Source organism: Paenibacillus sp. J31P316 (assembly GCF_056269105.1).
On record NZ_JBWDNI010000004.1, the window covers coordinates 429801 to 452373 of the forward strand.

General features: G+C 55.6%; 17 protein-coding genes. 15 read left to right on the forward strand and 2 right to left on the reverse strand.

Features of this window, described 5'->3' with window-relative positions:
• Positions 1–69: 69 nt before the first annotated feature.
• From AC0YNU_RS17345 to AC0YNU_RS17375, 7 genes are all read left to right on the forward strand, one after another.
• A complete protein-coding gene (locus AC0YNU_RS17345; protein WP_475758742.1) occupies positions 70–870 on the forward strand; it encodes a COG4705 family protein in 801 nt (266 codons plus the stop codon).
• Between the two features lie 524 nt (positions 871–1394).
• Positions 1395–2195 (forward strand): alpha/beta hydrolase family protein, encoded by an 801-nt coding sequence (locus AC0YNU_RS17350; protein WP_475758744.1) that lies wholly within the window; start codon positions 1395–1397, stop codon positions 2193–2195.
• A gap of 365 nt (positions 2196–2560) precedes the next feature.
• Positions 2561–3358 (forward strand): prolipoprotein diacylglyceryl transferase, encoded by a 798-nt coding sequence (locus tag AC0YNU_RS17355; protein WP_475758746.1) that lies wholly within the window; start codon positions 2561–2563, stop codon positions 3356–3358.
• Between the two features lie 330 nt (positions 3359–3688).
• A complete protein-coding gene (locus tag AC0YNU_RS17360; protein WP_475758748.1) occupies positions 3689–4405 on the forward strand; it encodes a hypothetical protein in 717 nt (238 codons plus the stop codon).
• 68 nt (positions 4406–4473) lie between these two features.
• Positions 4474–6681 carry an S-layer homology domain-containing protein gene (locus AC0YNU_RS17365; RefSeq protein ID WP_475758750.1) on the forward strand — a complete coding sequence of 736 codons (2208 nt, stop codon included), beginning with the start codon at positions 4474–4476 and terminating at the stop codon, positions 6679–6681.
• Positions 6682–6777: 96 nt separating this feature from the next.
• Positions 6778–7482 (forward strand): cytochrome c biogenesis CcdA family protein, encoded by a 705-nt coding sequence (locus tag AC0YNU_RS17370; protein ID WP_475758752.1) that lies wholly within the window; start codon positions 6778–6780, stop codon positions 7480–7482.
• A gap of 14 nt (positions 7483–7496) precedes the next feature.
• The gene (locus AC0YNU_RS17375) at positions 7497–8051 is read left to right on the forward strand and encodes a TlpA family protein disulfide reductase (protein WP_475758754.1); all 555 of its coding nucleotides are present in this window, start codon (positions 7497–7499) and stop codon (positions 8049–8051) included.
• 241 nt (positions 8052–8292) lie between these two features.
• Here AC0YNU_RS17375 and AC0YNU_RS17380 read toward each other — a convergent pair whose 3' ends face one another.
• The gene (locus AC0YNU_RS17380; RefSeq protein ID WP_475758756.1) at positions 8293–9663 is read right to left on the reverse strand and encodes a dicarboxylate/amino acid:cation symporter; all 1371 of its coding nucleotides are present in this window, start codon (positions 9661–9663) and stop codon (positions 8293–8295) included.
• 353 nt (positions 9664–10016) lie between these two features.
• Here AC0YNU_RS17380 and AC0YNU_RS17385 point away from each other — a divergent pair, with 353 nt between their 5' ends.
• The 5 genes from AC0YNU_RS17385 to AC0YNU_RS17405 all read left to right on the forward strand — a co-directional run bounded on the left by AC0YNU_RS17385 (position 10017) and on the right by AC0YNU_RS17405 (position 16076).
• Positions 10017–11027, forward strand: a complete 1011-nt coding sequence (locus AC0YNU_RS17385; RefSeq protein WP_475758759.1) for a LacI family DNA-binding transcriptional regulator — start codon at positions 10017–10019, stop codon at positions 11025–11027.
• Positions 11028–11120: 93 nt separating this feature from the next.
• Complete coding sequence (locus tag AC0YNU_RS17390) at positions 11121–12476, forward strand: ABC transporter substrate-binding protein (protein ID WP_475758761.1); 1356 nt, start codon at positions 11121–11123, stop codon at positions 12474–12476.
• A gap of 81 nt (positions 12477–12557) precedes the next feature.
• The gene (locus AC0YNU_RS17395; RefSeq protein WP_475758763.1) at positions 12558–13862 is read left to right on the forward strand and encodes a carbohydrate ABC transporter permease; all 1305 of its coding nucleotides are present in this window, start codon (positions 12558–12560) and stop codon (positions 13860–13862) included.
• A 10-nt stretch (positions 13863–13872) separates the two neighbouring features.
• A complete protein-coding gene (locus AC0YNU_RS17400; protein ID WP_475758765.1) occupies positions 13873–14700 on the forward strand; it encodes a carbohydrate ABC transporter permease in 828 nt (275 codons plus the stop codon).
• Between the two features lie 29 nt (positions 14701–14729).
• Positions 14730–16076: a sulfatase family protein gene (locus AC0YNU_RS17405; protein WP_475758767.1), complete on the forward strand. Its 1347-nt coding sequence runs from the start codon at positions 14730–14732 to the stop codon at positions 16074–16076.
• A 202-nt stretch (positions 16077–16278) separates the two neighbouring features.
• On the opposite strand, the gene AC0YNU_RS17410 is transcribed toward AC0YNU_RS17405, so the two are convergent.
• Positions 16279–18210 (reverse strand): glycoside hydrolase family 127 protein, encoded by a 1932-nt coding sequence (locus AC0YNU_RS17410; RefSeq protein WP_475758769.1) that lies wholly within the window; start codon positions 18208–18210, stop codon positions 16279–16281.
• Between the two features lie 111 nt (positions 18211–18321).
• On the opposite strand from AC0YNU_RS17410, the gene AC0YNU_RS17415 reads away from it, so the two are divergent.
• The 3 genes from AC0YNU_RS17415 to AC0YNU_RS17425 all read left to right on the forward strand — a co-directional run bounded on the left by AC0YNU_RS17415 (position 18322) and on the right by AC0YNU_RS17425 (position 22490).
• Positions 18322–19221, forward strand: coding sequence for an AraC family transcriptional regulator (locus AC0YNU_RS17415; protein ID WP_475758771.1), 900 nt, complete (start codon positions 18322–18324; stop codon positions 19219–19221).
• 257 nt (positions 19222–19478) lie between these two features.
• Positions 19479–20312, forward strand: a complete 834-nt coding sequence (gene ypfJ / locus AC0YNU_RS17420; RefSeq protein WP_475758773.1) for a KPN_02809 family neutral zinc metallopeptidase — start codon at positions 19479–19481, stop codon at positions 20310–20312.
• A gap of 315 nt (positions 20313–20627) precedes the next feature.
• The gene (locus AC0YNU_RS17425) at positions 20628–22490 is read left to right on the forward strand and encodes a heparinase II/III domain-containing protein (protein WP_475758774.1); all 1863 of its coding nucleotides are present in this window, start codon (positions 20628–20630) and stop codon (positions 22488–22490) included.
• Positions 22491–22573 lie beyond the last annotated feature (83 nt).

Below are 22573 nucleotides of genomic sequence, written 5' to 3' on the forward strand. Positions count from 1 at the left end.
AAGTTTCATAACGGATTACACGGTATTCGCGTCTCGGATCGCTAATTTGTTGGAGGAAGGAACCTGAATATGAACAAAATGCTTTCGCTCGCCAAAGACCATGCTGCCGGGATGCTTGCTAAAGTACCCGAAATCACGGTTTACTTCTGGCTGACGAAACTGTTGACGACGGGAATGGGAGAGGTAGCGTCGGATTATTTATTCGAACGTCTGAATCCGCTCATCTCGGTCCCGTTAAGCGTGCTGATCTTCGTCGCGGCCATGATCCTGCAATTCAAGGTGCGCCGGTATGTCGCGGGCATATACTGGCTCGTCGTCGTCATGGTCAGCATCTTCGGCACGACAGCCGCGGATGTTGTCCGCGTGGGGCTCGGCATCCCTTATATGGTCTCGACGCTATTCTTCGTCGTGGCGCTCGCTGCAATTCTCATCGTATGGTACAGGAAAGAGAAGACGTTGTCCGTGCACAGCATCTTTACCCGAAGGCGCGAGGTCTTCTATTGGCTCACCGTCTTGACGACGTTCGCGCTCGGCACGGCGGCTGGCGACATGACCGCGACGAACATGCATCTCGGATATTTGGCTTCGGGCGTGATGTTCACCATCATCTTGGCTGTTCCGGCGATCGGCTTCTGGCTATTCGGTCTGAAGGAAATCGTTGCCTTCTGGTTCGCGTATATTATGACGCGCCCTGTCGGGGCTTCTTTTGCCGACTGGTTGTCCGCGGCGCATAGCAGCGGAGGCATGGAGCTGGGCAAGGGACCGGTAACCTTCGTCCTGACGATTCTGATTGTCCTTCTGGTCATCTTCCGAGGCGGTTCACCTGCACAAAGCACGAAATCGAGCTCTGAAATGGATATGGCAAGTTAATATATATGGAGTAGCCATAATGAAAATTGACGGTTGCCAATCATAAAAGGGGCTGACATTTTTAATTAATAATAGAGAACCTGCGCTGGTTGGAATAGAAGACCTTAAAGGGAAGTAGTGCACTATAATTGAAAGTCCTCCTTAATAAGGCTCCGGAACACTTCTACAGCCCATCCCGGAGAGCTCTGCAAGCAAATCGGAATTTATCGCTGAGGCATTGACAAAAACGAAGCCCGGTGTTAAATTTTGGTTATTCTACAGTAAGTCGCTTGGAATAATAAGATAAAGGTCGGCCGCACAGGTGGAGACTTTTCGGATGCAGGTTATCCGGGAGGTCTCCTTTTTGGTTTCGATCCCCCAAGTCGTCCGTACAGGCGGAGACGTTCCCATACCCGGAGAATGTCCCCCTTTTTCTGTTTCTGGATAAAGTTTAGCCGCCGGTTGCAGGCGTGGGGGCGGGTTGGTCAAGGGCTTCGATGTTGCATGAACGGATTTTAAAAAACCCGGACAATGAGGAGTGGACGATGATGGGCAAACATCTGCTCGAAGCGGTCAAGTTTCGAATCGACACGGGGGACGGATTGTTTCTGTCGGGCGATGTGAGGACGGTCGAGGACGGCTCGGCCAAACCGATCCTGATCGCGGGGCATGGTTTCCGCGGGCATAAGGACTGGAGTTTCTGGCCGGATATCGCCAATCGGTTCGCGGAACGCGGGTTTTATACGGTGAAATTCGATTTCGCCAGAATCGGGGCGAAGGTGCGCGGCGAGGAAGCCGAGACGCAAGCGAGCACGCTTGCCCGGGAGCTCCTCGATTGGGAGACCGTGGTCACGGCGCTGCTCGTGGGACGGCTGCCTTTGTCGGACACCGAGGCCGATCGCAGCAGGCTCGCGATTCTCGGACATAGCCGGGCTGGCGGGACGGCTGTCCTCTTCGCCGCGGAGCATCCGGAAGTGCGTGCTGCCGTCGTCTGGAACGGTGGCATCCCGAACCGCCCAACCGCGTCGAACAGCCGTCCGTTGTCCGTCAAGGAGCAGGCGTATTTGGATGACTTGAACCGCAATGCAGCGCGTTATCAGTTGTCCCGTGCGTTCGGACGGCTCGAGATTCCGGCGCTTGTCTTGCAAGGGGACCGGGACGACGAAAGGCTGCTGGAGCTAAACCGCGAGCTGCAGAAGATCGCGCCTGCGCAGACATTCGTCCCGGTGCTGGGCGGCGACCATACGTTTGGAACGGTCGACCCGTACGAGGGGACGACGGAATCGCTTGATCTGGCGTTCGAAGAGACGGAGACGTTTTTGAGAAAAGTCTTCTCTATTGGGTGAATGGCGCGCAGGAAGGGAATCGGTTGGGCTGCCAAGGCTTATGTTGAGAACAGAGCCTTCGAATGAATTCCGACAAAAACGATAGGGGAATTATTGACAAGAGAATGTCAGGTATTTAAGATATGGATGAGTTATCCAAACGACAGGTTTATCGGATGACTTGGAGCGATCTATCTACTGGACCAACCAGAGATTCAATGAGCGCCTGATCCGGAGCGCGCTCGTTGGATCTTCTTTTTTTGCCGGAAATAGTCATAAGGGGGCTACCGAGACTTTAATCGCAGCTTCAGGACAGCTGTCGTTTCGTTGAACGAATTCACCTAACAATCGTACCTAGACCTTATGCAGAGGGGTTATCATTCCATATGAAGAAGCTGACCAAAACGACATTATCTTTCCTCATCGCGAGCGCGGTCTTCTTGGCTTTGACGTTCGCGGCAGTCAACGCGAACAAAAATAACAAAAACGACCCGGCCGAAGCGCCGAACGCGACTGCAGCCGGAACGGACCAAGCGGGCGCTCCGCAAACCAAGGCCGCGGCTGCGGAAACGGAGCAGCCTGAAGGGAAAGAATCGGCTGCCGTCACGGAAACCGCGCAGCAAGACGCGGAACAATCCGATTCGGCACGGACTACTGCGGCAGCGGACCAAGCGGCTGAACAACCAACCCAACCGGACGCGCAATCGCAGCAGGCGGGCACGCAGACTGCACAAGAAACGCTGAAGCAGCCGTCCGTCAATGCCGGCTCATCAGCGAAACAAGCCAACGTGAAGACGGCCGTGTTGACGCAGTCTTCCGTCGACAAGGAAGAAGCGCCGAAACCAACGGAAACCAAGCAGCAAGCGGCTGTCAAACCTGCAGCAGGGAATGCGGTTCAATCGAAATCATCGACGTCGTCCTCCAGCCCGTCGTCCTCCAAACCGGCTAAGACAAGTTCCAAGCCGGCATCCAGCGCTGCTGCCGTCACGCCGACTGCATCCAAGAAGAAATCGGAACCGATCGCAGCGGCCAAGGAAGGGAAAGCGCCTCAGACGCCGGTCGTGTCCGAGCCTTCGCAATCGTCGCTTTCTTCCGCGCCGGAATCGCAGTCTACGTCCAATCCGAATCCGGCACCTGCCGATTCGTCGGCCGACGAGGATTGCGGCATCGAAGATTGCGGCTAATCCGGCATTGCCATGTGAAGAACGGGTATCCAACGGCTGCCCGTTCTGTCTTTCCATTTGTCTGAATCGAGGACCCTTGCCGGGCTGAAAAGTCTGAAAATTCAATTCCGAGTAAAATTATAGGAAAAGGATTGACAAGGCAATGGCTGGTAACTATTATAAGACTATGTAAACCGAAACGACAGCGTTGACGGATAATAGGGAACGATCGATTCTACTGGACCGCCAGAGATTCAATGAGCTTGCATGACTTTGTCATGTATCTTGTTGGGTCTTCTTTTTTTATCCGAAAGTACACATTTTAATTTTCTACAAGGGGATGAAGTCAGCATGAAAAAGAAATTTCTAACGAAATCCACAGTGTCCTTCCTCATCGGAACCGCCGTATTCCTGGTTCTGACCTACGCAGCGGTGTATGCCAACAAACAACCGCAGGACGATCCGGCAGCGTCGAATACGGCGGCTTCCTCCAATAATGTACAGGCAGTCACGCAAGACGCCGCTCAGCAGAACGATGCGCCTGCCGCAACCGAATCGGCCGCAGCGGACGCCAAACCAGCCGCAGACAATGCCGCTCCGGCAGCGTCGGACGATCAACCGGCGACAGCTGCGGCGAATGACCAGCAGCCCGCTAACGAGTCGGCCGTACAAGAAGAAACGAAGTCCGCCTCCGGTCAAGCGAACGTTAAGACGGCCGTCTTGACGGAAACGAAGAAGTCGGATGAACAGGCTCCAGCTCCGGCGAAAACCGAACAACCGAAAACAAGCAAGCCTGCTTCGTCGGCTGCATCCCAGCCGAAATCTTCGACAACGTCGGTGAAGAGCCAGCCGGCCAAGACGACGAAAACTTCCACTCCGGCAGTCGATAAGAATTCCGATCAGGCTGCTGTAGATAAGGCGCCTAAGCAAGACAGCGCAATCGTTGCAGTGAAAGAAGACAAAGCACCTGTAACTACGCCCGCGCCGTCTTCCGATGCGTCCTCGGACCCGGCTTCTTCCGACACTTCGACGTCCTCGAGTTCGTCCGAAGAGGAAGTTTGTCCTTAAGGATCGTCCGAAGATAGCCCATCATACCAGCATTCCTACTACTAATGTGAACAGGAGATTCAGCCCTTATGAAAACATTCATTAAAGCTGCAAGAATCGTTCCCTTGCTTTTGGCACTTATCCTTTCCATCCCGGTCATTTCCGCGAACGCCGCCGCCGATGCGGCAGCCGCCCCGGCTTCCAGCAGCACAGTCAGCAACTTCGATTATTTCAGCGACGTCTACCCGAACCTAAAGGATGCCAGTCATGTGTTCAAGACGGTAACCTATGAGGATGCGGCTCATATTTTCGAAAGCGCGGGTACATATGCCGTATTGTTCGGCGGCGCTTCCGTCCCAAGCACCCAAGCCGAGATCGGCTACATCGATCAAGTCGCGAAAGCGTATGGCATCAAGACGATCTACAATTTCGACACGAAGCTCGACGGCGTCAGCCTGGATCTGGCGGACAGCGCGAATCCATTCGCCAATTTGTATACGGATCTCGTTGCCAAGTATCTGACGGAGAAGGACGCCAGCGGCAAAGCGGTGGCGGTCAGCCCGGCAGCGGACGTGAAGAATCAAACGTTCCTGTTTATCTTCAACAAAGACCATAAGAACGGCAGCAACAGCCAGCCGGTCATCAAGTTTATCAAGAGCAGCAGCGTTGCCGCTGATTTCCAAAACGGGGGCACCGAAGATGCAGCCAAAGTCGGCGCCTTCAAGACCCAAGTAGAGGAATTGTTCGGCGCTGCGCCGGCGGCTGATTACAAGACGATCGCGAACAACGATTTCTTCGAATCCGCGTTCAACAAGAACGTCAAATTCAATTCCCCGACTGTCGGCCGCGATATCTTCGACAGCACGGACGGCGAGCTCGTATTCGAGCATGTCACGTATCACGAGCTGACCAAGCTGCTCGGCAGCGAAGGCGACTATGTCATCCTCTTCGGCGGATCTTGGTGCCCGAATACGCAAGCGGCAATCAAATTCATCAATCAATATGCGCACCAATATAAAATCAACAAAGTGTACATGTGGGATCCGCGTCTGGATGCCGGCGTCGACGTGACGAAGACGGACTCGGCTACGTTCGATTCCCATGAAGTCGACCGTCTGATGGTTCGCGGCACGGGACACCCGTATGCCAACCTGTACGTGGACCTGGTCAACACTTATCTGACGAACATCCAAACGCAATACGTGAAAGACAAAACGAACGTGACTTACAAGGATGCAAACGGCAAAGACGTCGTAGCGAACAAGCTGCAAGTTCCTTACCTGTACGTGTACAACAAAGACAATAAAGACGAGGCAGGCAAAAGCGCGCCGATTCTCGGCCATGTGGAGCTGATGTACTCGTGGACCAATATCCAACCGGATTACAAAGCAAACGGCGTATCGCCGAACGCGACCTACAAGGCAGCGCTCGATACCTTGTTCTCCCGATTGGAATCCGTACCTTCCGGATTGAAGGCCATCGCGCCGACGGCAGGTAATACGGGTCAAATTACGGGTGCGAATGCTGCATTGGAGTACAAAGCTGAAGGCGCAACGGAATATAAGCCGGTTACGGGAACGACGATTACGGGTCTCGCGGCTGGAACGTACAATGTCCGTTATGCGGCCAAGAATGGCTTTAACGGTCCGGTAAGCAGCAAAACAGACGGCGTTACGACGCTGATCGCCCCGGTGCAAGTGCCTTATGCGGCTGGTCAATCGGTAAACGTGGTCGTACCGGCTGCAACGGGTTCGGTTTTCGCGGATGTTCCTGCTACGGCATGGTACAGCGATGCCGTCAATTACCTCGCGGCGAACGGCATTGCTTCCGGAACGGATGCTACGCACTACAGCCCTTCAGCCAATGTAACGCGCGGTCAATTTCTCGTGCTGCTGCTGAAAGCCTACGACATTCAACCGAATGCGACGGAAGCGAATAACTTCTCGGATGCAGGCGATAAGTATTACACGAACTACCTGGGCGCGGCGAAGCGTCTTGGCATTACGACGGGACTTGGTAATAATGTCTATGCCCCGGATAAAGAGATTTCCCGTCAAGACCTGTTCACCCTGCTGTACCGCGCGCTTGACGTGCTTGGCAAGCTGCCTGCGGACAATGCAGGTGCAGACCTGAAGGACTTCTCCGATGCTGGCCAAATTCCTGGCTACGCGAAGGATGCGTTCCAAGCCCTTGTGAGCGGCGGTGTCGTGACCGGTAACGGCGGCAAGCTGATCCCTGCAGGCTTGTCGACGAGAGCAGAAGTAGCGCAAGTGCTTTACAACCTGCTTTCGAAATAATAGCAGCACTTATGCAAAATGGGCATCCAATCGGCTGCCCATTTTGCCCATTTCCGTAGAAGGCGCCTAATTCGCCTGCAACAAGGAGAAATAAGCATGGATATTCTACTTGCGTTCTCGGCTGGTTTGCTGTCGTTTCTATCGCCGTGCGTTCTGCCGCTCATACCGGTCTACCTCAGCCATCTGGTCGGCGTGTCGCTTCCCGAAGTGCAGAACAGCCAGGCCAAACTGCATGTGTTGATCAAGGCCGGCTTCTTCGTCGTCGGCTTCTCTGCGGTCTTCATGTTGCTCGGCGTGTCCGTGAGCTCCGTCAGCAAGCTGCTCGCCACGAATTTGACGGTCGTGAAGCAGATCGGCGGCGGGTTGATTATCGTATTCGGCCTGCATACCACGGGGATTTTCAAAATCAAAGCTTTTTATTCGGAGAAAAGGCTGCTTCGTACGGGCGGAGGCCGAAGAGAGAAGACAGCCCTTGGTTCGCTGCTTCTCGGCATGGCTTTTGCGGCCGGGTGGACACCTTGCGTCGGTCCCATTCTCTCGTCCATTCTGATTTATGCGGGCAGCATGGATACGATCGGAAAAGGCGTTCTGCTCCTCGCGGCCTACTCCTTGGGATTAGCGCTGCCGTTGCTGCTGGCTGCCCTCTTGGTGGGGAACTTAACGGATTATTTGAAGAAGATGACGAAGCATCTCCCGAAGATTTCCGTCGCGAGCGGCATCGTCATGATCGTGATGGGCGTGCTTGTCTTTACCGACAGGCTCGAAATCATCAGTCAAAAAAGCGGATTGTTTAATTTATAAGGAGCTTCGGAGCGATGAAGAGAAAAGGAGTACTGTGGGGAGCGGCGTCTGTCGCCGTCGCCGCCGTTCTGGCCGGCGCGGTATACCTGACCAGTCATTACGACGTGAGCGAGGCTTCCACGCTTGGGGCGGAAGCGTCATCCACGGCGGAGTTGTCCCGCGCGCTTGATTTTACGTTGACGGACTTGGACGGGAACCATGTTTCCATGCGCGAGCTGAGGGGACGTACGGTGTATCTTAACTTCTGGGCGAGCTGGTGCAAATATTGCAAGAAAGAAATGCCTGCCTTGCAGAAGGTAAGCGAGGCGTACAAAGACAAGAACGTCGTGGTCTTGACCGTGAATGTCGGCGAGGACCGGAAGGCGGCTCTGGATTATATCCAGTCGCACGGCTATCCGTTCCGCGTCCTGCTCGACGAGAAGAAGAAGCTGACCAAATCGTACGGCATCAGCTCGATTCCCGTCTCCATCATCGTAGACCCGCTTGGCAACATCAAGCACAAGCGGGTTGGGGCGATGACGGAGGTTCAGATGAGGGAAGCGCTGGATCCGGTCGTGCTCGCGCAATAAATGTTGAGGGCATGCCAGATGTCAGCAATCCAGGCGCAATTCAGGAGGGCTGTAACGCCGCGGCTAACGCTGCGGCGGCTTTAGTTTGCCTTCCGGCTTGTTGTAACGGCAGAAAGCCCCCCGGCATCCCTGGCGGGAAGCTGGAGGGCTTTCATTCGGCTGTTTTGGAACTTAATTTAGGAACTTGGATCTTTGATTATGAGTTTTCAAGAATAGGATTTCTATTCTCGGAAGCGACGGATTAATGCGCTGCCTGAAGCGAAATTTCCTCATCGTCTTCCCGGTTGTTGAAGGCTTCGCGGTCGAACTCGCCTTCGGAGTTGGCCACGAGCAGGGAAGTGACGGTCGTGCCTGTTGCATTGACGGCCGTGCGTCCCATGTCGATCAACGCTTCGACGCCGGCGACGATCGCGATGCCTTCCAGCGGCAGGCCAAGCGCGGTCAGGACGACAGTGGTCGAGATGACGGCCGGACCAGGTACGCCGGCAACGCCGATCGAAGAAATGATGCTGACGAACACAAGCACGATATAGTCCGTAAACGATAGATCGATGTTATAGACATGCGCGGTAAAGACGGTTACGATTGCCGGCCAGATACCGCCGCAGGCGTTGAAGTTTACGGATGCGCCAAGCGGAGCGACGAAGCTCGCGATCCGCGGCGACACGTGAAGGCGCTTGGTGATGACCTCCAAATTCACCGGAAGCGTAGCATAACTGCTTCGCGTCGTGAACGCGACGGTGATCGTCGGGTAGATCTTGCGGAAGAACTTGATCGGATTTACTTTGGCGACGAGCAAGACCAGACCGCCGAATACGAGAACGAAATGAATGATGAGTGCGACGTACGACGTGATAATGACCCTGCCGAGCTCTTGCAGCGTATCCCAGCCGTAATGCGCCGTTACGCCGGCGATCAGGGCGAAGACGCCGTAAGGCGTAAGCCGGATGATGAATTTGACGACTTGGTGCAGCACTTGCGTGATCGAGCCGATCAGATCGCGTACGGGCTTGACGGCATCCGGATTGCGGGAGCCGATCTTGATGATCGCCACGGCCAGGAAAATCGCGAAGATGAGCAGCGGAACCACTTTGCCTTCGGCTGCCTCATTAATAGGATTGGACGGAACCATGTCCAAGATGACTTCGGAGAAGGTCGGAATCTCGCGCGCTTGGAAATCCGCAGGAGCCGCTTGTTGGATACCGCTTCCCGGGTTCATCATCAAGGCGACGAGCAGGCCGATGATGGAGCCGACGCCGGTCGTTCCGAGGAACCAGGCGAACGTCTTGACGCCGATTTTGCGCAGGTACTCCAGGTTGGTCAGCGAGGAGATGCTGTTCAAGACGAGAATGAATACGAGCGGAACGACGAGCATCCGGATCAAGCTGACGTAAATGCTGCCGAACGTGGAGATCGCCTTCGTGTCGAAGTCGAGATTTTGGAACAGAATGCCGGTGATCACGCCGATTCCGAGCCCGATCAGCACCCGTTTGCCGAAGCTGACGCGTTTGCGGGCCAGTAAAAATAAGATCCAGAATACGAAAATCGAAGTCACGAAGCTGTACCAGTTCGATTCAATGGCTGACAAAAAATTGTTGTCTATTTGTCCCATCAATTATACCCCCTAAGTATATAAGAATAATTGGATTTACTAAATTACTCTATCGATTTACCCGTTTATTGTCAATATGGTTTGGAATAATTTATTTATTCCGTTAATCATTAAGTACGCTTGCGAATAGAGTGGATCTGAACTATCGCTCATCGATTTACCCACTGAAGTTGTTGGCGGAATTCTAAAATCCTACTTGATATTCATATAAAGCCTAGTATAATACTATGATATAAGAGATGAACGGTTCATACGTGGCACAACCGCATTGATCCACTGAAACCGGAGGGATGTGAAACGTTTCGCTTCATCCTGAAAAGCTTTTCAGACTTCTTGCAAGAAAGGTGACCTGGATGAAAGCGACCATAAAAGACGTTGCCAAATTGGCACATGTATCGATCAGCACCGTATCGCGCGTACTCAATGCGCCGGACATGGTCATCAAAGAAAAACGCGATAACGTGCTCGCGGCGATCAAGCAGCTCAACTATTCGCCGAATGCGCTGGCACGGGGACTCATTCACGGAAGAACGCGGACGCTCGGTGTCCTTTTCCCCGATATCTCCAATCTATTTTATTCGGAGGTTCTTGCCGGCATGGAGGGCGCAGCGCATGAGTCGGGCAACAACTTGATCATTTGCAACACGGCGAACGAAGCGGACAGAAAGCACGCGATTCTGAAGGTTCTGGAAGAGAAGCAAATCGACGGACTGATCCTGACAAGCGAACCGGTGTCGCCGTTCGATCAGGAATTGATCTCGAAGTTTGCCTTTCCGGTCGTTCTTGCGGCAACGCACAGCCCGGACTACGAGATTGCTTCCGTGAAGGTAGACGAAGAACAGGCTGCGTATGATGCGGCCGCCTATCTGATCGGACGAGGCCACGTTCGGATCGGGATGATCAACGGCTCGGCGAACGATCCGATTTCCGGCGGTCCCCGAATCAAAGGATTCCTGCGGGCGCTGGGCGATCACGGACTGAATGCCGATCCGCAAAGCATCATGGAGTATGGGAGCTACCATTTCGAACACAGTTATGAAGCGATGAAGAAGCTATATGCCAAATTCCCGGCCATGACGGCGGTTTTCGCTTCCGGCGACGAGCGTGCTCTTGCTGCGATCTCCTATCTGCATGAACATGGCATTCGCGTTCCCGAGCAAGTATCCGTTGTCGGCTTCGACAATACCCGGATGGCCGGCATGTGTTTTCCGAAGCTGACCACCGTTGCGCAGCCTCTATATGACATCGGCTATTTATCCATCGTGAAGCTGCTGCGTTTGATCAACGACGAACCGATTACGGAGCTGAGGACGATTGTTCCGCATCACATCGTCGTCCGGAATTCGGTGTGCGACGCCACGTAAACGGTAGAAGCGAACGGAGCAAAATGGAAGCCGTACATGGTTTATCCGATTCTGAAAAGCTTTTCATAAAAATTGATAAAGGAGTCAACATCCATGAATAAACATTGGTTAAGCATTGGCATGATTGCTGCATTGGCCGGAGGTCTGCTGGCGGGCTGCGGCAATTCGAACGAGTCCTCCGATAATGCGGCTGCGAATAACTCGGCGAACCAACCGGCAAACGCGTCATCGGAGACGGACGGAGCATCGGCTAACGGCAACGATTCGTCTGCATCCAAGGTGAAACTCGTATTTGGGCAAGGCGCCGATCAAACGGAAGGAACCAAGAAGTTGATTGCGGCCTTCGAAGCGAAGCACCCCGAAATCGACGTGGAAGTACGAGATTTCCCTAACGACTCTACGCAGACGCATGATCAGTTAGTCACGATCTTGGGCGGAAAATCCTCCGAGCTCGACGTCATCAACCTCGATGTCGTCTGGCCGGCCGAATTCGCGCAAGCCGGATTCCTGCTCCCGCTTGACCGTTATATCGCGAACGACGGCATCGATCTGAGCCAGTATCTGGAGGGCGGCGTTGCTGCCGGCAATTTCAATGGACAGCAATGGGCGCTTCCGCGTTACAACAACTCCGGGCTGCTCTATTATCGGACGGATCTTGTCAAAGAAGTGCCGAAGACGTGGGATGATCTATTGAAGCAAGCCGAACAGCTGAAGGGCCAAGGCGGCACCAAATACGGATTCGTCTCCCAAGGGAAACAGTACGAAGGTCTGACCGTTGCGTTCACGGAGCTCGTCGGCGCATACGGCGGATCCATTCTGGACGATAAAGGCAAGTCGGCGGTGAACAGCCCTGAGGCATTGAAAGGCTTGAAGAAGCTGATCGACATCTATACGTCTTCCGCGGTTCCTTCGAATATCAACACGTTTACCGAGAAGGAGACGTTGAACGCATTTCTGGACGGCAGCGCGGTATTCGCTCGTCACTGGCCGGCGTTGTATGCCCAAGCCAATGATCCGGCGAAGTCCAAGATCGTCGGCAAAGTCGGCATCGCGCCGCTGCCTGCGGGCGATGCCCGCTCGGCGGCCGCGCTTGGAGGATGGCTCGGCGCGATCAGCAAGTATTCCGCGCATCCGAAGGAAGCATGGGAGTTCCTCTCCTTCCTGATCAGCGACGAAGGCGAGAAGATCATCGCCGTCAACAGCACGCAGACGCCGACCGACCTCAAGCTGTTCGACGATCCCGAAGTCCAGAAGGCGAGCCCGCTCTTCGCCAACCGCGATTTCGTGAACGGACTGAAGAACGCCATTCCGCGTGCCATCACGCCTGAATACGCCAAGATTTCGGGCTTGATCCAAGTCGAGGTATCCAAGGCGATTGCCAAGGAACAGACTCCCGAACAAGCGCTTGCCAATTTGGAGAAGCAAATCAACCAAGACGCCGGGCAATAACGTACCGCCGCGGCAGGACAAACGAAGAGTCGCCGAGCTGACTCTTCGTTTGCTTTCGGGTCGAACGAAAGGAGAAGCTTCATGCGATTCAAAAACAGAGCTCGCCGAACGTCCTGGCCGGCCTATGCGATGGTGCTGCCGGCCGTGCTCATCATAGCGGTTATCGCCGTATGGCCGTTATTCCGCACCTTCTGGATCAGCATGTACGACTTGCGGCTGAACGATCCGGTCCGAAACGAGCTGAACGTTTCCTACGGGATCAACGCCGAGAAATACGCGACCGCGTTCCCTATTCTATCGTCGCTTCTGACGAAGGAAGCAGCGGCCGCCGAGGGAGACGATCAGCGGACGCTGAAATTGCTGGCCGATCAATTGAAACAGACCGATCATGACTTGAGGGAAGAGCCGGAATTGACAAAACGGCTCGATCAGGTCAATGCATTCTTGGACGAGTTCCGGCCCGTGCCTGAAAACCTGCAGCATATCCATATCGCAAAATCGACAGCGGCGCATCTGCGGCAGGAGTTAGCAACCATCCGGCAAACGCTGCAAGAACTGAAGGATCAAGGCAAGCTGCCCAGCGCCGATAATGCGCTCGGCTTGACGGCTTCGCTGCAGCAGTCGTTGACGGAACCCAATTTCGTCGGACTGGACCATTATCAACGATTATTATCGCAGCCTAGACTGTGGGACGCGCTCGAACATACCGCACTATTCACCGCAGCCGCCGTAACGGCGGAGATGTCCATCGGACTGCTGATCGCGCTGCTTATCAACCGTACGTTCCGCGGACGCGGCCTCGTCCGGGCGGCGGTCTTGATTCCGTGGGCGACGCCAACGGCCGTCTCGGCCATGATTTGGCATTATCTCTATGACGGGCAGAACGGCATCGTTGCCAAGCTTTTCACGGAGGTTGGGCTCATTCCTAATATGGGTGCTTTGCTGTCGACGCGCGGATGGGCGATGTTTTCGGTCGTGCTCGCGGATACGTGGAAGACGGCTCCGTTCGTTGCCCTGCTGCTGCTGGCCGGATTGCAGACGACGCCGGCATCCTTGTACGAAGCTGCCCAAGTGGACGGCGCCAACCGGTGGAAGCAGTTTGTCCACGTCACGGTGCCGATGCTGAAATCCACCTTCTTCGTCGCGCTGCTGTTCCGGACGCTTGACGCTTTCCGCGTGTTCGATTTGATTTACGTGCTGACAGGCGGAGGACCGGCCAACTCGACGGAATCGATCTCGATCTACGCGTACAAGACCATGTTCGCGGAGCTCAATTTCGGTGCGGGTTCGGCGCTCTCGATCATTGTGTTCGGATGCGTGCTGATCATCAGCATGCTCTTAATTAAATTGCTTGGCGGCGATGTCGTAAGCCGGCGCATCAGGTAGGAGGAACGTTATGAACAAGCAAGCTGGCCCGACTTTTTATGTTGCGATCGCCGTCTTCGTGCTGATCGTCGCGTTCCCGTTCTTCTGGGTATTCCTTGCGTCCGTGAAAGCGCCGGCTTATCTGTACGGCAATCATGCCTTCGACGTCTTCGTGCCGAAATACACGTTCGACAACTACGTCTCCGTGTTCAAGAACCATCCGTTCGGCCGTTATCTGCTCAACAGCTTTGTCGTCGGCTTGCTGACGATGGTCGTATCCCTTTCCGTGGCTTCGTTCGCCTCCTACGCCATTGCCAGGCTGGAGTTTTGGGGGAAGACGTTTTTCCTTGGGGTCTTGCTCGCGGTCTCGATGTTTCCGCAAATCGCCACGATCTCGCCATTGTTCCTCTTCTTGCAGTCGACCGGACTGCGCAACACGTACGCGGGGCTGGTTATTCCGTATACGACCTACGCGCTGCCTTTGGCAATCTGGTACATGACGACGTTTTTCAAGAAGATCCCGTTCGAATTGGAAGAGGCCGCGAAAATGGACGGCGCCTCCGTGCTCGTTATATTCGCTAGAGTATTGCTTCCGCTCGTCGCGCCTGGGTTATTCACGACGGCTATCATTATCTTCGTCGATTCCTGGCACGAGTTTCTGTTCGCGCTCACGATCAACACCAAGGAATCCATGATGACGGTGCCGGTCGGCATCGCGATGTTCCAGGGCGAGTTCACGTTCCCGTGGGGCGAGATCTCGGCGGCGACCGTGACGGTCACTATCCCGGTTATCGTGCTGATTCTGCTGTTCCAGCGGCGCATCATCTCCGGCCTTACTTCCGGCGCCGTCAAAGAATAACGCTAAAACGCATCCAAAGGAGACACGACATGATGGCTAACAAGAATATATTGTTCATGATTTCGCATGATACGGGCCGCTATCTCGGTTGCTACGGCAAACCGGTCCAAACGCCGGCCATCGACGAGCTGGCAAATCAGGGGATCCGGTTCGACCGCTACTTCTGCCCGGCGCCGCAGTGCAGCCCAAGCCGAGGCAGCATCATCTCGGGCCTCTACCCGCAAAATCACGGCATGATCGGCCTGAGCCATCTCGGCTTCTCGATGCACGAGACCGTGAAGACGCTGCCGGTGTCGCTTAGCCAAGCCGGGTATGAGACGACTTTGATCGGCTTCAGCCATGAGACGATCGGCGAACCCGATAGCCGCATCACGTCCTCCACGCACAAGCTCGGCTACGAGAACGTCATTCCCGTGCCCGGAGACCGCGCGCCGGATGTTGCCGTGCAGGTCGCTGCCTATTTGCAAAACAAAGCGAACGAAGGCGGAAGCCGTCCTTTCTTCGCGTCGGTCGGATTTTTCGAAACCCATCGCGACTTTGATGAATACGAGCCGATCGCGGATGATGCCGACGGCCTGACGCCGCCGCCTTATTTGCCGGATACGCCGAACGTCCGCGAAGATTTCTCGTTGCTGCACGGTTCCGTCAAAACGTTGGATGCCGGCATCGGGCACATTCTGTCGGCCTTGAAAGAAACGGGGCTCGACAAGGACACGCTCGTGATCTACACCACCGACCATGGCATCGCCTTTCCGCGGGCCAAGGGGACGCTGATGGATGCAGGCCTGGAGACGGCGCTCATCATGCGCCATCCGGCGTATCTGGAAGAGGGCCGTGTCAATGACGATCTGCTGTGCAACGTCGATTTGATGCCTACCTTGCTGAGTTATGCCGGCGCGCCCGCCCCGGAAGGAATCGATGGGGAAAGCTTCTGGGAGCGGCTTGTCGAAGATGCAAGCGCACCGGTGAGGGATCATTTCTTCGCGGAGCTCACATGGCATGATTTGTATCATCCGATGCGGGGCATTCGTACCGAGAAGTACAAATACATCCGTAATTTCGAAGACGGACCTTCGGTTTATTTGCCTCTCGATATCCATCGGAGCTTATCCGGTCAGGACGTAAGGGAGTCTTACTACAAGCCTAACGTGCCGGAGGAACTCTATAATTTGGAAACGGATCCGCTGGAAACCCGAAACTTGGTTCACGATGAAAGCGTTCAGGACGAACTGAATAAGCTGCGGAATCAAATGAATGCATGGATGAGCCGTACCGAAGACCGTTTATTGAAAGGAACGGTTCCGGGAATCGCCGCGCCTGAATGGCAGGAACAATTCGATAATGGAACCGCTTATCAAACAAAGCGTCAGGATTGATAACTGAGATCGGAGATCGGAGATCTGACACCTGGCATCTGGCATCTGGCACCTGAAGCAGCATCGTCTCATAAAAGAACAGAAATCCCGTTAGGCCGGCAGGCTTAACGGGATTTTTAGCGTGTTCGTTGTGAAGTTCGTTTCGACTGAGTTGGCTGTGTTCGATGTGACTGTTGCTTTCGTTAGGATGTCAATCTGGCATTCATTCCGGAAGCCAGACCCGCATAGCGCCGGCCTCGCGGTTGTCCCACGCGTAATAGGGGATAGCCTTGATCAACACGTCAGCCTTGTTGACCGGCTCGTTGCGGTACAAGCAGTCGCTCCAGTCCGTCTTGTCGTCGGCAGCGGCAATGCCTTCCAGAACGGTTACGCCGCCTAATAGGGAAGCGTCGTGTCTTGGTGCAAGCGAGGCGTTCCTCGGAAGGGAAATCGTTGCGACGTCCGCCTCGTGGTCAGTCTGCTCCAGGCAGTATACGAGCGGACCGCGGGCGAGCGCTACTCGGCCGGTATTGGCCTGTACTTCGGGATGCGCGTACACGCGCTCGACCGGCATATCCAGCTCTAGCAGCACCGTATCGCCGTCCGTCCATGTGCGGCGAATGGCGGCATAGCCGTTCATCGTCAGCTCCTGCAGGGACAGCGCGTTTCCGTTCACGCTTAGGAGGGCACCTTTGCACCAGCTCGGAATGCGCAGCTTCAAGGTGAAATCCGCCGTCGCTTCAGCGCCGATCGTCAGCTTCACGGCGCCGTTCCACGGATAATTCGTCTCCTGACGAATGGTCACGCCGCTACCTGCGAACGTAAAGCTGCCTTCGCTTTGCACGAAGAGATGGACGATCGCTTCCTGCTCGTTGGCCGCGAACACGTATCCGCCGAGCGAAGCAAGCAGGCGGGCGATGTTCGGCGGGCAGCAGGAGCAGCCGAACCATTCCTTGCGGCGCTTGTCTCCGCTACTCGCGAGCGGATTATCGTAGAAGAACGATTTGCCGTCGAGCGACATGCCGCTGATGATGCCATTGTACAGCGCACGCTCCATCGTGTCGCCGTAGCGGGAATGGCAGTCGAGGCTCAGCATGCGCTGGCTCCACAGCATCAGGCCGATCGCGGCGCAGGTCTCGCAGTAAGACGTCTCGTTCGGAAGGTCATAATCGCGCGTAAAGCCTTCGTTGTGCGCGGAGGTGCCGACGCCGCCAGTGACGTACATGCGCTTCGAGGTCACGTTATGCCATAAACGAAGTCCAGCCTCGACGAGGCTTTCGTCCGCGTTCTCGAGCGCAAGATCGGCCATGCCGGCATACAGATACATGGCCCGCACGGCATGTCCGACGGCTTCGGTCTGCTCGCGCACCGGGAGATGGCTCTGGATATGCTGCAGCACGTCGTGAATGTCGACTTTGGCGTTGTGCTCGTCGAACAGGTTCGGAGTACCGCGTTCCGCCGCTTCGACGGCGAAATAGTTCGGCGCTTGCCCGCGTTCATTGATGAAGAACGTGCTGAGCTGAAGGAAACGTTCCTCTTCGGTCAGACGGTACAGCTTCACCAAGGCCAGTTCAATCTCTTCATGACCGCAATACCCTCGCTTCTTGTCTGGCGCGTCGCCGAAGACGGAATCGATATGATCGGCGAACCGGATCATGGCATCGAGCAGCTTGCGCTTCCCTGTCGCTTCATAGTGAGCGACGGCGGCTTCGATCAGATGGCCAGCGCAATAGAGCTCGTGGCCGTCGCGCAGGTCAAGCCAGCGTTTCTCCGGCTCTACGATCGTAAAGTAGGTGTTCAAGTAACCGTCCGGCTGTTGCGCCGAGACGATCAGGTCGATCACGCCGTCGACGAGGCGGTCGAGCTCCGGGTCAGCCTCCAAGCCCAAGCTGTAGCTGGCGGCTTCCAGCCACTTGGCGACGTCGGAGTCCCAGAAGAAGTGGGGCTGCTTGTCCATGCCGGGCTTCCAATTCAGACGGAAGGCGTCGAGCCGCCCCGTCTCCGCGCATTGCTCGTATTGAAAAGGAATCGTTTGCTTCGTCACGATGGCGACGCGGGGGCTCCAGAACGCATCGTCGATGCGGACGCTGCGGTACGGCAGAGGGCGCGAAGCGGAGAGCGGAATTTGTTTGGTATAAACTTGCGTGTCCTTCATTTGTATTTCCTCCTAGTCCTTGATCCTGTTTCGATAGTAAAATAATCAAGACAAGTTGACTATGGGGAAAATCACCTTCTTTTTATCCCATTTCACACTGCAGGTTCTCGAATGAACGCGAGCTTGATGATGGTTTTCGCGGTGCCGCCGATCCCGTACTGCCTGGACTGCGGCGAGGATATGTATCATGAAGGCGACAAGCATCCGAATCGGTACGGTTTCCCCGTATTCGATCTCCTGGTGGTGACGCGAGGGGCGCTGCATATGGCCGAAGAGGGGAACCGCTGGACGGTCGGACCTGGCCAAATGCTGCTGCTGGCCCCGGGGCGCCATCATTATTCGTTCGCGCCATGTGCGGAGGAGACGCATTTTTATTGGCTTCATTTTCAATCCGTCGGGGAATGGGAGGAGGCCGCCGAGCCGGACAAGCCGGAAGGGAAGTGGCTTGGGGAATTGAAGGAGAAGCACGGCCGCAAGACGGGCATGTCCATGCACCACGTCTTCGCGATCTATCTGCCGAGGCATGCCACGGTCGACGCGCCTCCGGAGACATTCAAGCTCATGGCGCAGCTGACGGCGCTGGAGCAGGAGTCCCAGGCGGGTACCGCCTGGCGCAAGCAGCAGCTCTTCCAGGAGCTGTTGACGCATCTGAGCTGCGAGCAGCATATCGAGCGCACTTTGCCGGCGATCCGGATTGCGGAGAAGACGGAGGCGTATCTCAAGCAGCACTTCCAGGAAGCGATATCGAACGAGGATTTGCACCGGGCGCTGCATTTTCATCCGAATTATATCACGCGCTGCATGAAGCAGGCGTACGGCGTGACGCCGCTGGAGTTTTTGCAGAATTACCGCCTCGAGCAGGCGAAGCTGATGCTGCTCCGAACGGAATTGACCATTACGCGGATTGCGGAAGAAATCGGCTTTCGGCAATTATCCCATTTCACACGTCGATTCACGGAACGTGAGGGAGTCTCGCCGCTGCAGTATCGCAAGCTGTATATGAAACCGTAGCATCGTTGAGAATGTAAAGTATGCCTCTGGATATGCGCTTGTCCGTACCGCTGCTTTCACCGTCAACTTCGACGATCCTCCCGTGGCGCTCCGCACCAAAGTCGTTATCGTCGAATTTTCCGGAGCTTCAGCTCCGTACGATAGATGCGCGGCAGGAAAACAGGCGTAAATGAGAATAATTTTACCAGTTGGAGAGAAAAATGCTTTCCTTGGGTAATCATAACGTAAAACGTGATAGGCAAAGGGAGGTACCGCTCATGCAATGGAAAGGGAGAAGGGCAAGCGGCAACGTCGAGGACCGCCGCGGAATGGGCGGGAAGACGGTGATCGGCGGAGGCATCGGCTCGATCGTAATCGTGCTTCTGGTCGTCCTGCTCGGCGGCAACCCGGGGGATTTATTGAATGGCATCACAGGATCCGATACGGGGACGCCATATGAAGAAACGGCGCAGGACAAGGAGCTGGCCCAGTTCGTGTCCGTCGTGCTCGCCGACACCGAGGACGTATGGACGGACATCTTCCGGAAGGAAGGGCTGACTTACGAGAAACCGGTGCTCGTCCTCTACTCGGGTAGCGTCGATTCGGCATGCGGGTCGGCATCGTCGGCCGTCGGTCCGTTCTATTGCCCGGGCGACCATAAGCTCTACATCGATCTCAGCTTCTACGACGAGCTGCAGAACCGTTTCCATGCCGCGGGCGATTTCGCGATGGCTTACGTCATTGCCCATGAGGTCGGCCATCATGTGCAGACGCTGCTTGGCAGCGGAGACGATTCCCGGCCGGGCCGCAATGCCAGCAAGGAGCAGACCAATGCGTTCTCCGTGCGGTATGAGCTGCAGGCGGATTATTTCGCCGGCGTATGGGCGAAGCAGGAGCAAGGGAAGCAGCTGCTGGACAAAGGCGACGTCGATGAAGCGTTAACGGCGGCAAGCGCGGTGGGCGACGACGCGATCCAGAAGGCGGCGCAAGGTTATGTCGTGCCGGAGAGCTTCACGCACGGCACGTCAGAGCAGCGAAAGCGCTGGTTCGCCAAAGGGCTCGCGAACGGTACGGTCGAGGGAGGGGACACCTTCCACGCCGTTAATTTGTAACGGCTGCCCATTCGGAACTCGTTCGATTCGGAACTGTGTCCGATTTGGAACAGCAGGCTGGCCGGAACAAAGTCGATATCCAACAGCGCCGGATCCTTCACGGATCCGGCGCTGTTTTTTTCATCGTCCGCCTTTGTCGCAGCTCTTGTTTTCGTAATTACCTAAGAATGTCATCCGACCGCCGCCCAAGCAATCGATTGTCTTTTTTCTGCGAGTTCACAGCGATTAATACTAAACCATCCGGTAAATTTAGGTACAATGAATAATGGGGATAGGGATAGCCAAGCTCCAATTCATGCAGGGGAGAGGGATCACATGAACGGGGATTCGATTCGCGCTAGCTTGAAGGAAGGAGCGCCGGCGGGAGCAGGCCTCTTATTTCCGCCGGGCGGCGAGACGCAGGAACGGTTCTGGAGCCGAATCCGCGAGGAGAATGCTTATCAGAACATCGTCGCGGAAATTCGCGCCGAAGGTGATCGGCTGCTGAACGAGCCGATTCCGGAGCTGAGTTATTCGCTGTTTGCGCTGTTCGAACAGACGGGCAACAGGCGGGCTTTCGAGAAGCTCTATTTCGAGAAACGGAGAAGGCTTAATACGATGGCGTTCTTGTCGCTGCTTGAGCCTGGCGATGAGACGTTCCGCTCGGCGCTGCACGATATCCTGTGGTCGATCTGCAATGAATATACTTGGTGCCTGCCGGCCCACCTCAGGAATGCAACGGAAGTCGACGGAGGTCAACGCTTCACGGTCGATTCGCCGGAATGGAGCAGGAGGGAACGCCGCACGCAGATTGATCTGTTCTCCGCGGAGACGGGCTTCGCGCTCATCGAGATTCTGAGTTTGACGGAAGCCGAACTTCCTCCGCTTCTGCGCAGCAGGATCGTCGAAGAAGTCGTCCAGCGGCTGTTCAAGCCATACCTGCTCCAGGGTCCTTACTTCTGGGAGACCGCCGAACACAACTGGGCATCGGTCTGTGCCGGATCGATCGGATCCGCAGCGCTCCTGCTGCTGGATGATTCGGAGCCGCTCGCGGAGATCGTGGAGAAGGCGCTCCGTGCCATGGATCACTATTTGGCCGGCTTTGGCGAGGATGGCGCTTGTCTCGAGGGCGTCGGGTATTGGAATTACGGGTTCGGGTATTTCGTCTATTTCGCGGATCTGTTGAAGAAGAGGACACGGGGCGCGGTGAATCCGTTTCGCGGCGACAAGGTTCGGCAGATCGCCCAGTTTCAGCAAAAGGCTTATCTGGATGGTGGCCTGACGGTCAATTTCTCCGATTCCGTCCCGCATGCACCCGTGCAGCTGGGGCTCTCGCATTATTTGACCGCTCTGTATCCGGAGACGACGGCACCGCCGAGCGGGCTTCGCGCGCCTTATACGGAGGATCATTGCAGCCGCTGGGCGCATGCCTTCCGCAACCTGCTATGGTTCGATCCGCGGCAGAGCGGCGATAGCTGGGCAGACGGCGATTTCTATCTGCCGGATGCCGAATGGTTCGTTTCCCGTCAGGTCAACGAGCACGGCCGGTTCGGCTTTGCTGCTAAGGGAGGCCATAACCTCGAGCCGCATAACCATAACGATATCGGACAATTTATCCTCACGAGCGACGGCGAGACGTTCGTCTGCGATCTCGGCAGCGGCGAATATACGGCCGATTATTTCGGCGCGGGAAGGTACGGCTACGATTGCAACGGCTCGCAGGGCCACTCGGTTCCGATCGTGGACGGCGGCTATCAGCTGGAAGGCAGGGAGAATGCCGCCCGCGATGTGACCGTAGCCATCGGCGATCTGAAGGATGAGCTTCGATTCGATATGGCAGGTGCTTATCGTTTGCCGCAGTTGGAGGTACTACAGCGACGCTTTGAGTGGCGCAAAAGCTCGCTTCCGGTCCTGGTGCTCGAGGATACGTTCCGTTTCGCCTCGCCGCCCGTCTCGGTCACGGAGCGGATCGTAACCCGGATCGCCCCCGTTCTGGAGGGAAAGTCGAGCGTTGTTCTGTCAAGCGAATCGGGACGCGCGATGGTTATCGATTATGATGCGGCCGAGCTGCAACCGATGATTGAACGCCGGGAAATGCGCGACCACTCCGATCGAGAAGTCGTGTGGTATGCGCTCGATTTCAACGTGCGTGCGCCAAAGTCGGAGCAGCGGGTCACGCTGACCTTTCGTTTTCGTTAATCCGATCAGACGGGTCGCCAGCTTCCAAGCAAGAGGAATCGCCAACTAACGATATACGAATATGTAAACGTTTTCTATAATGT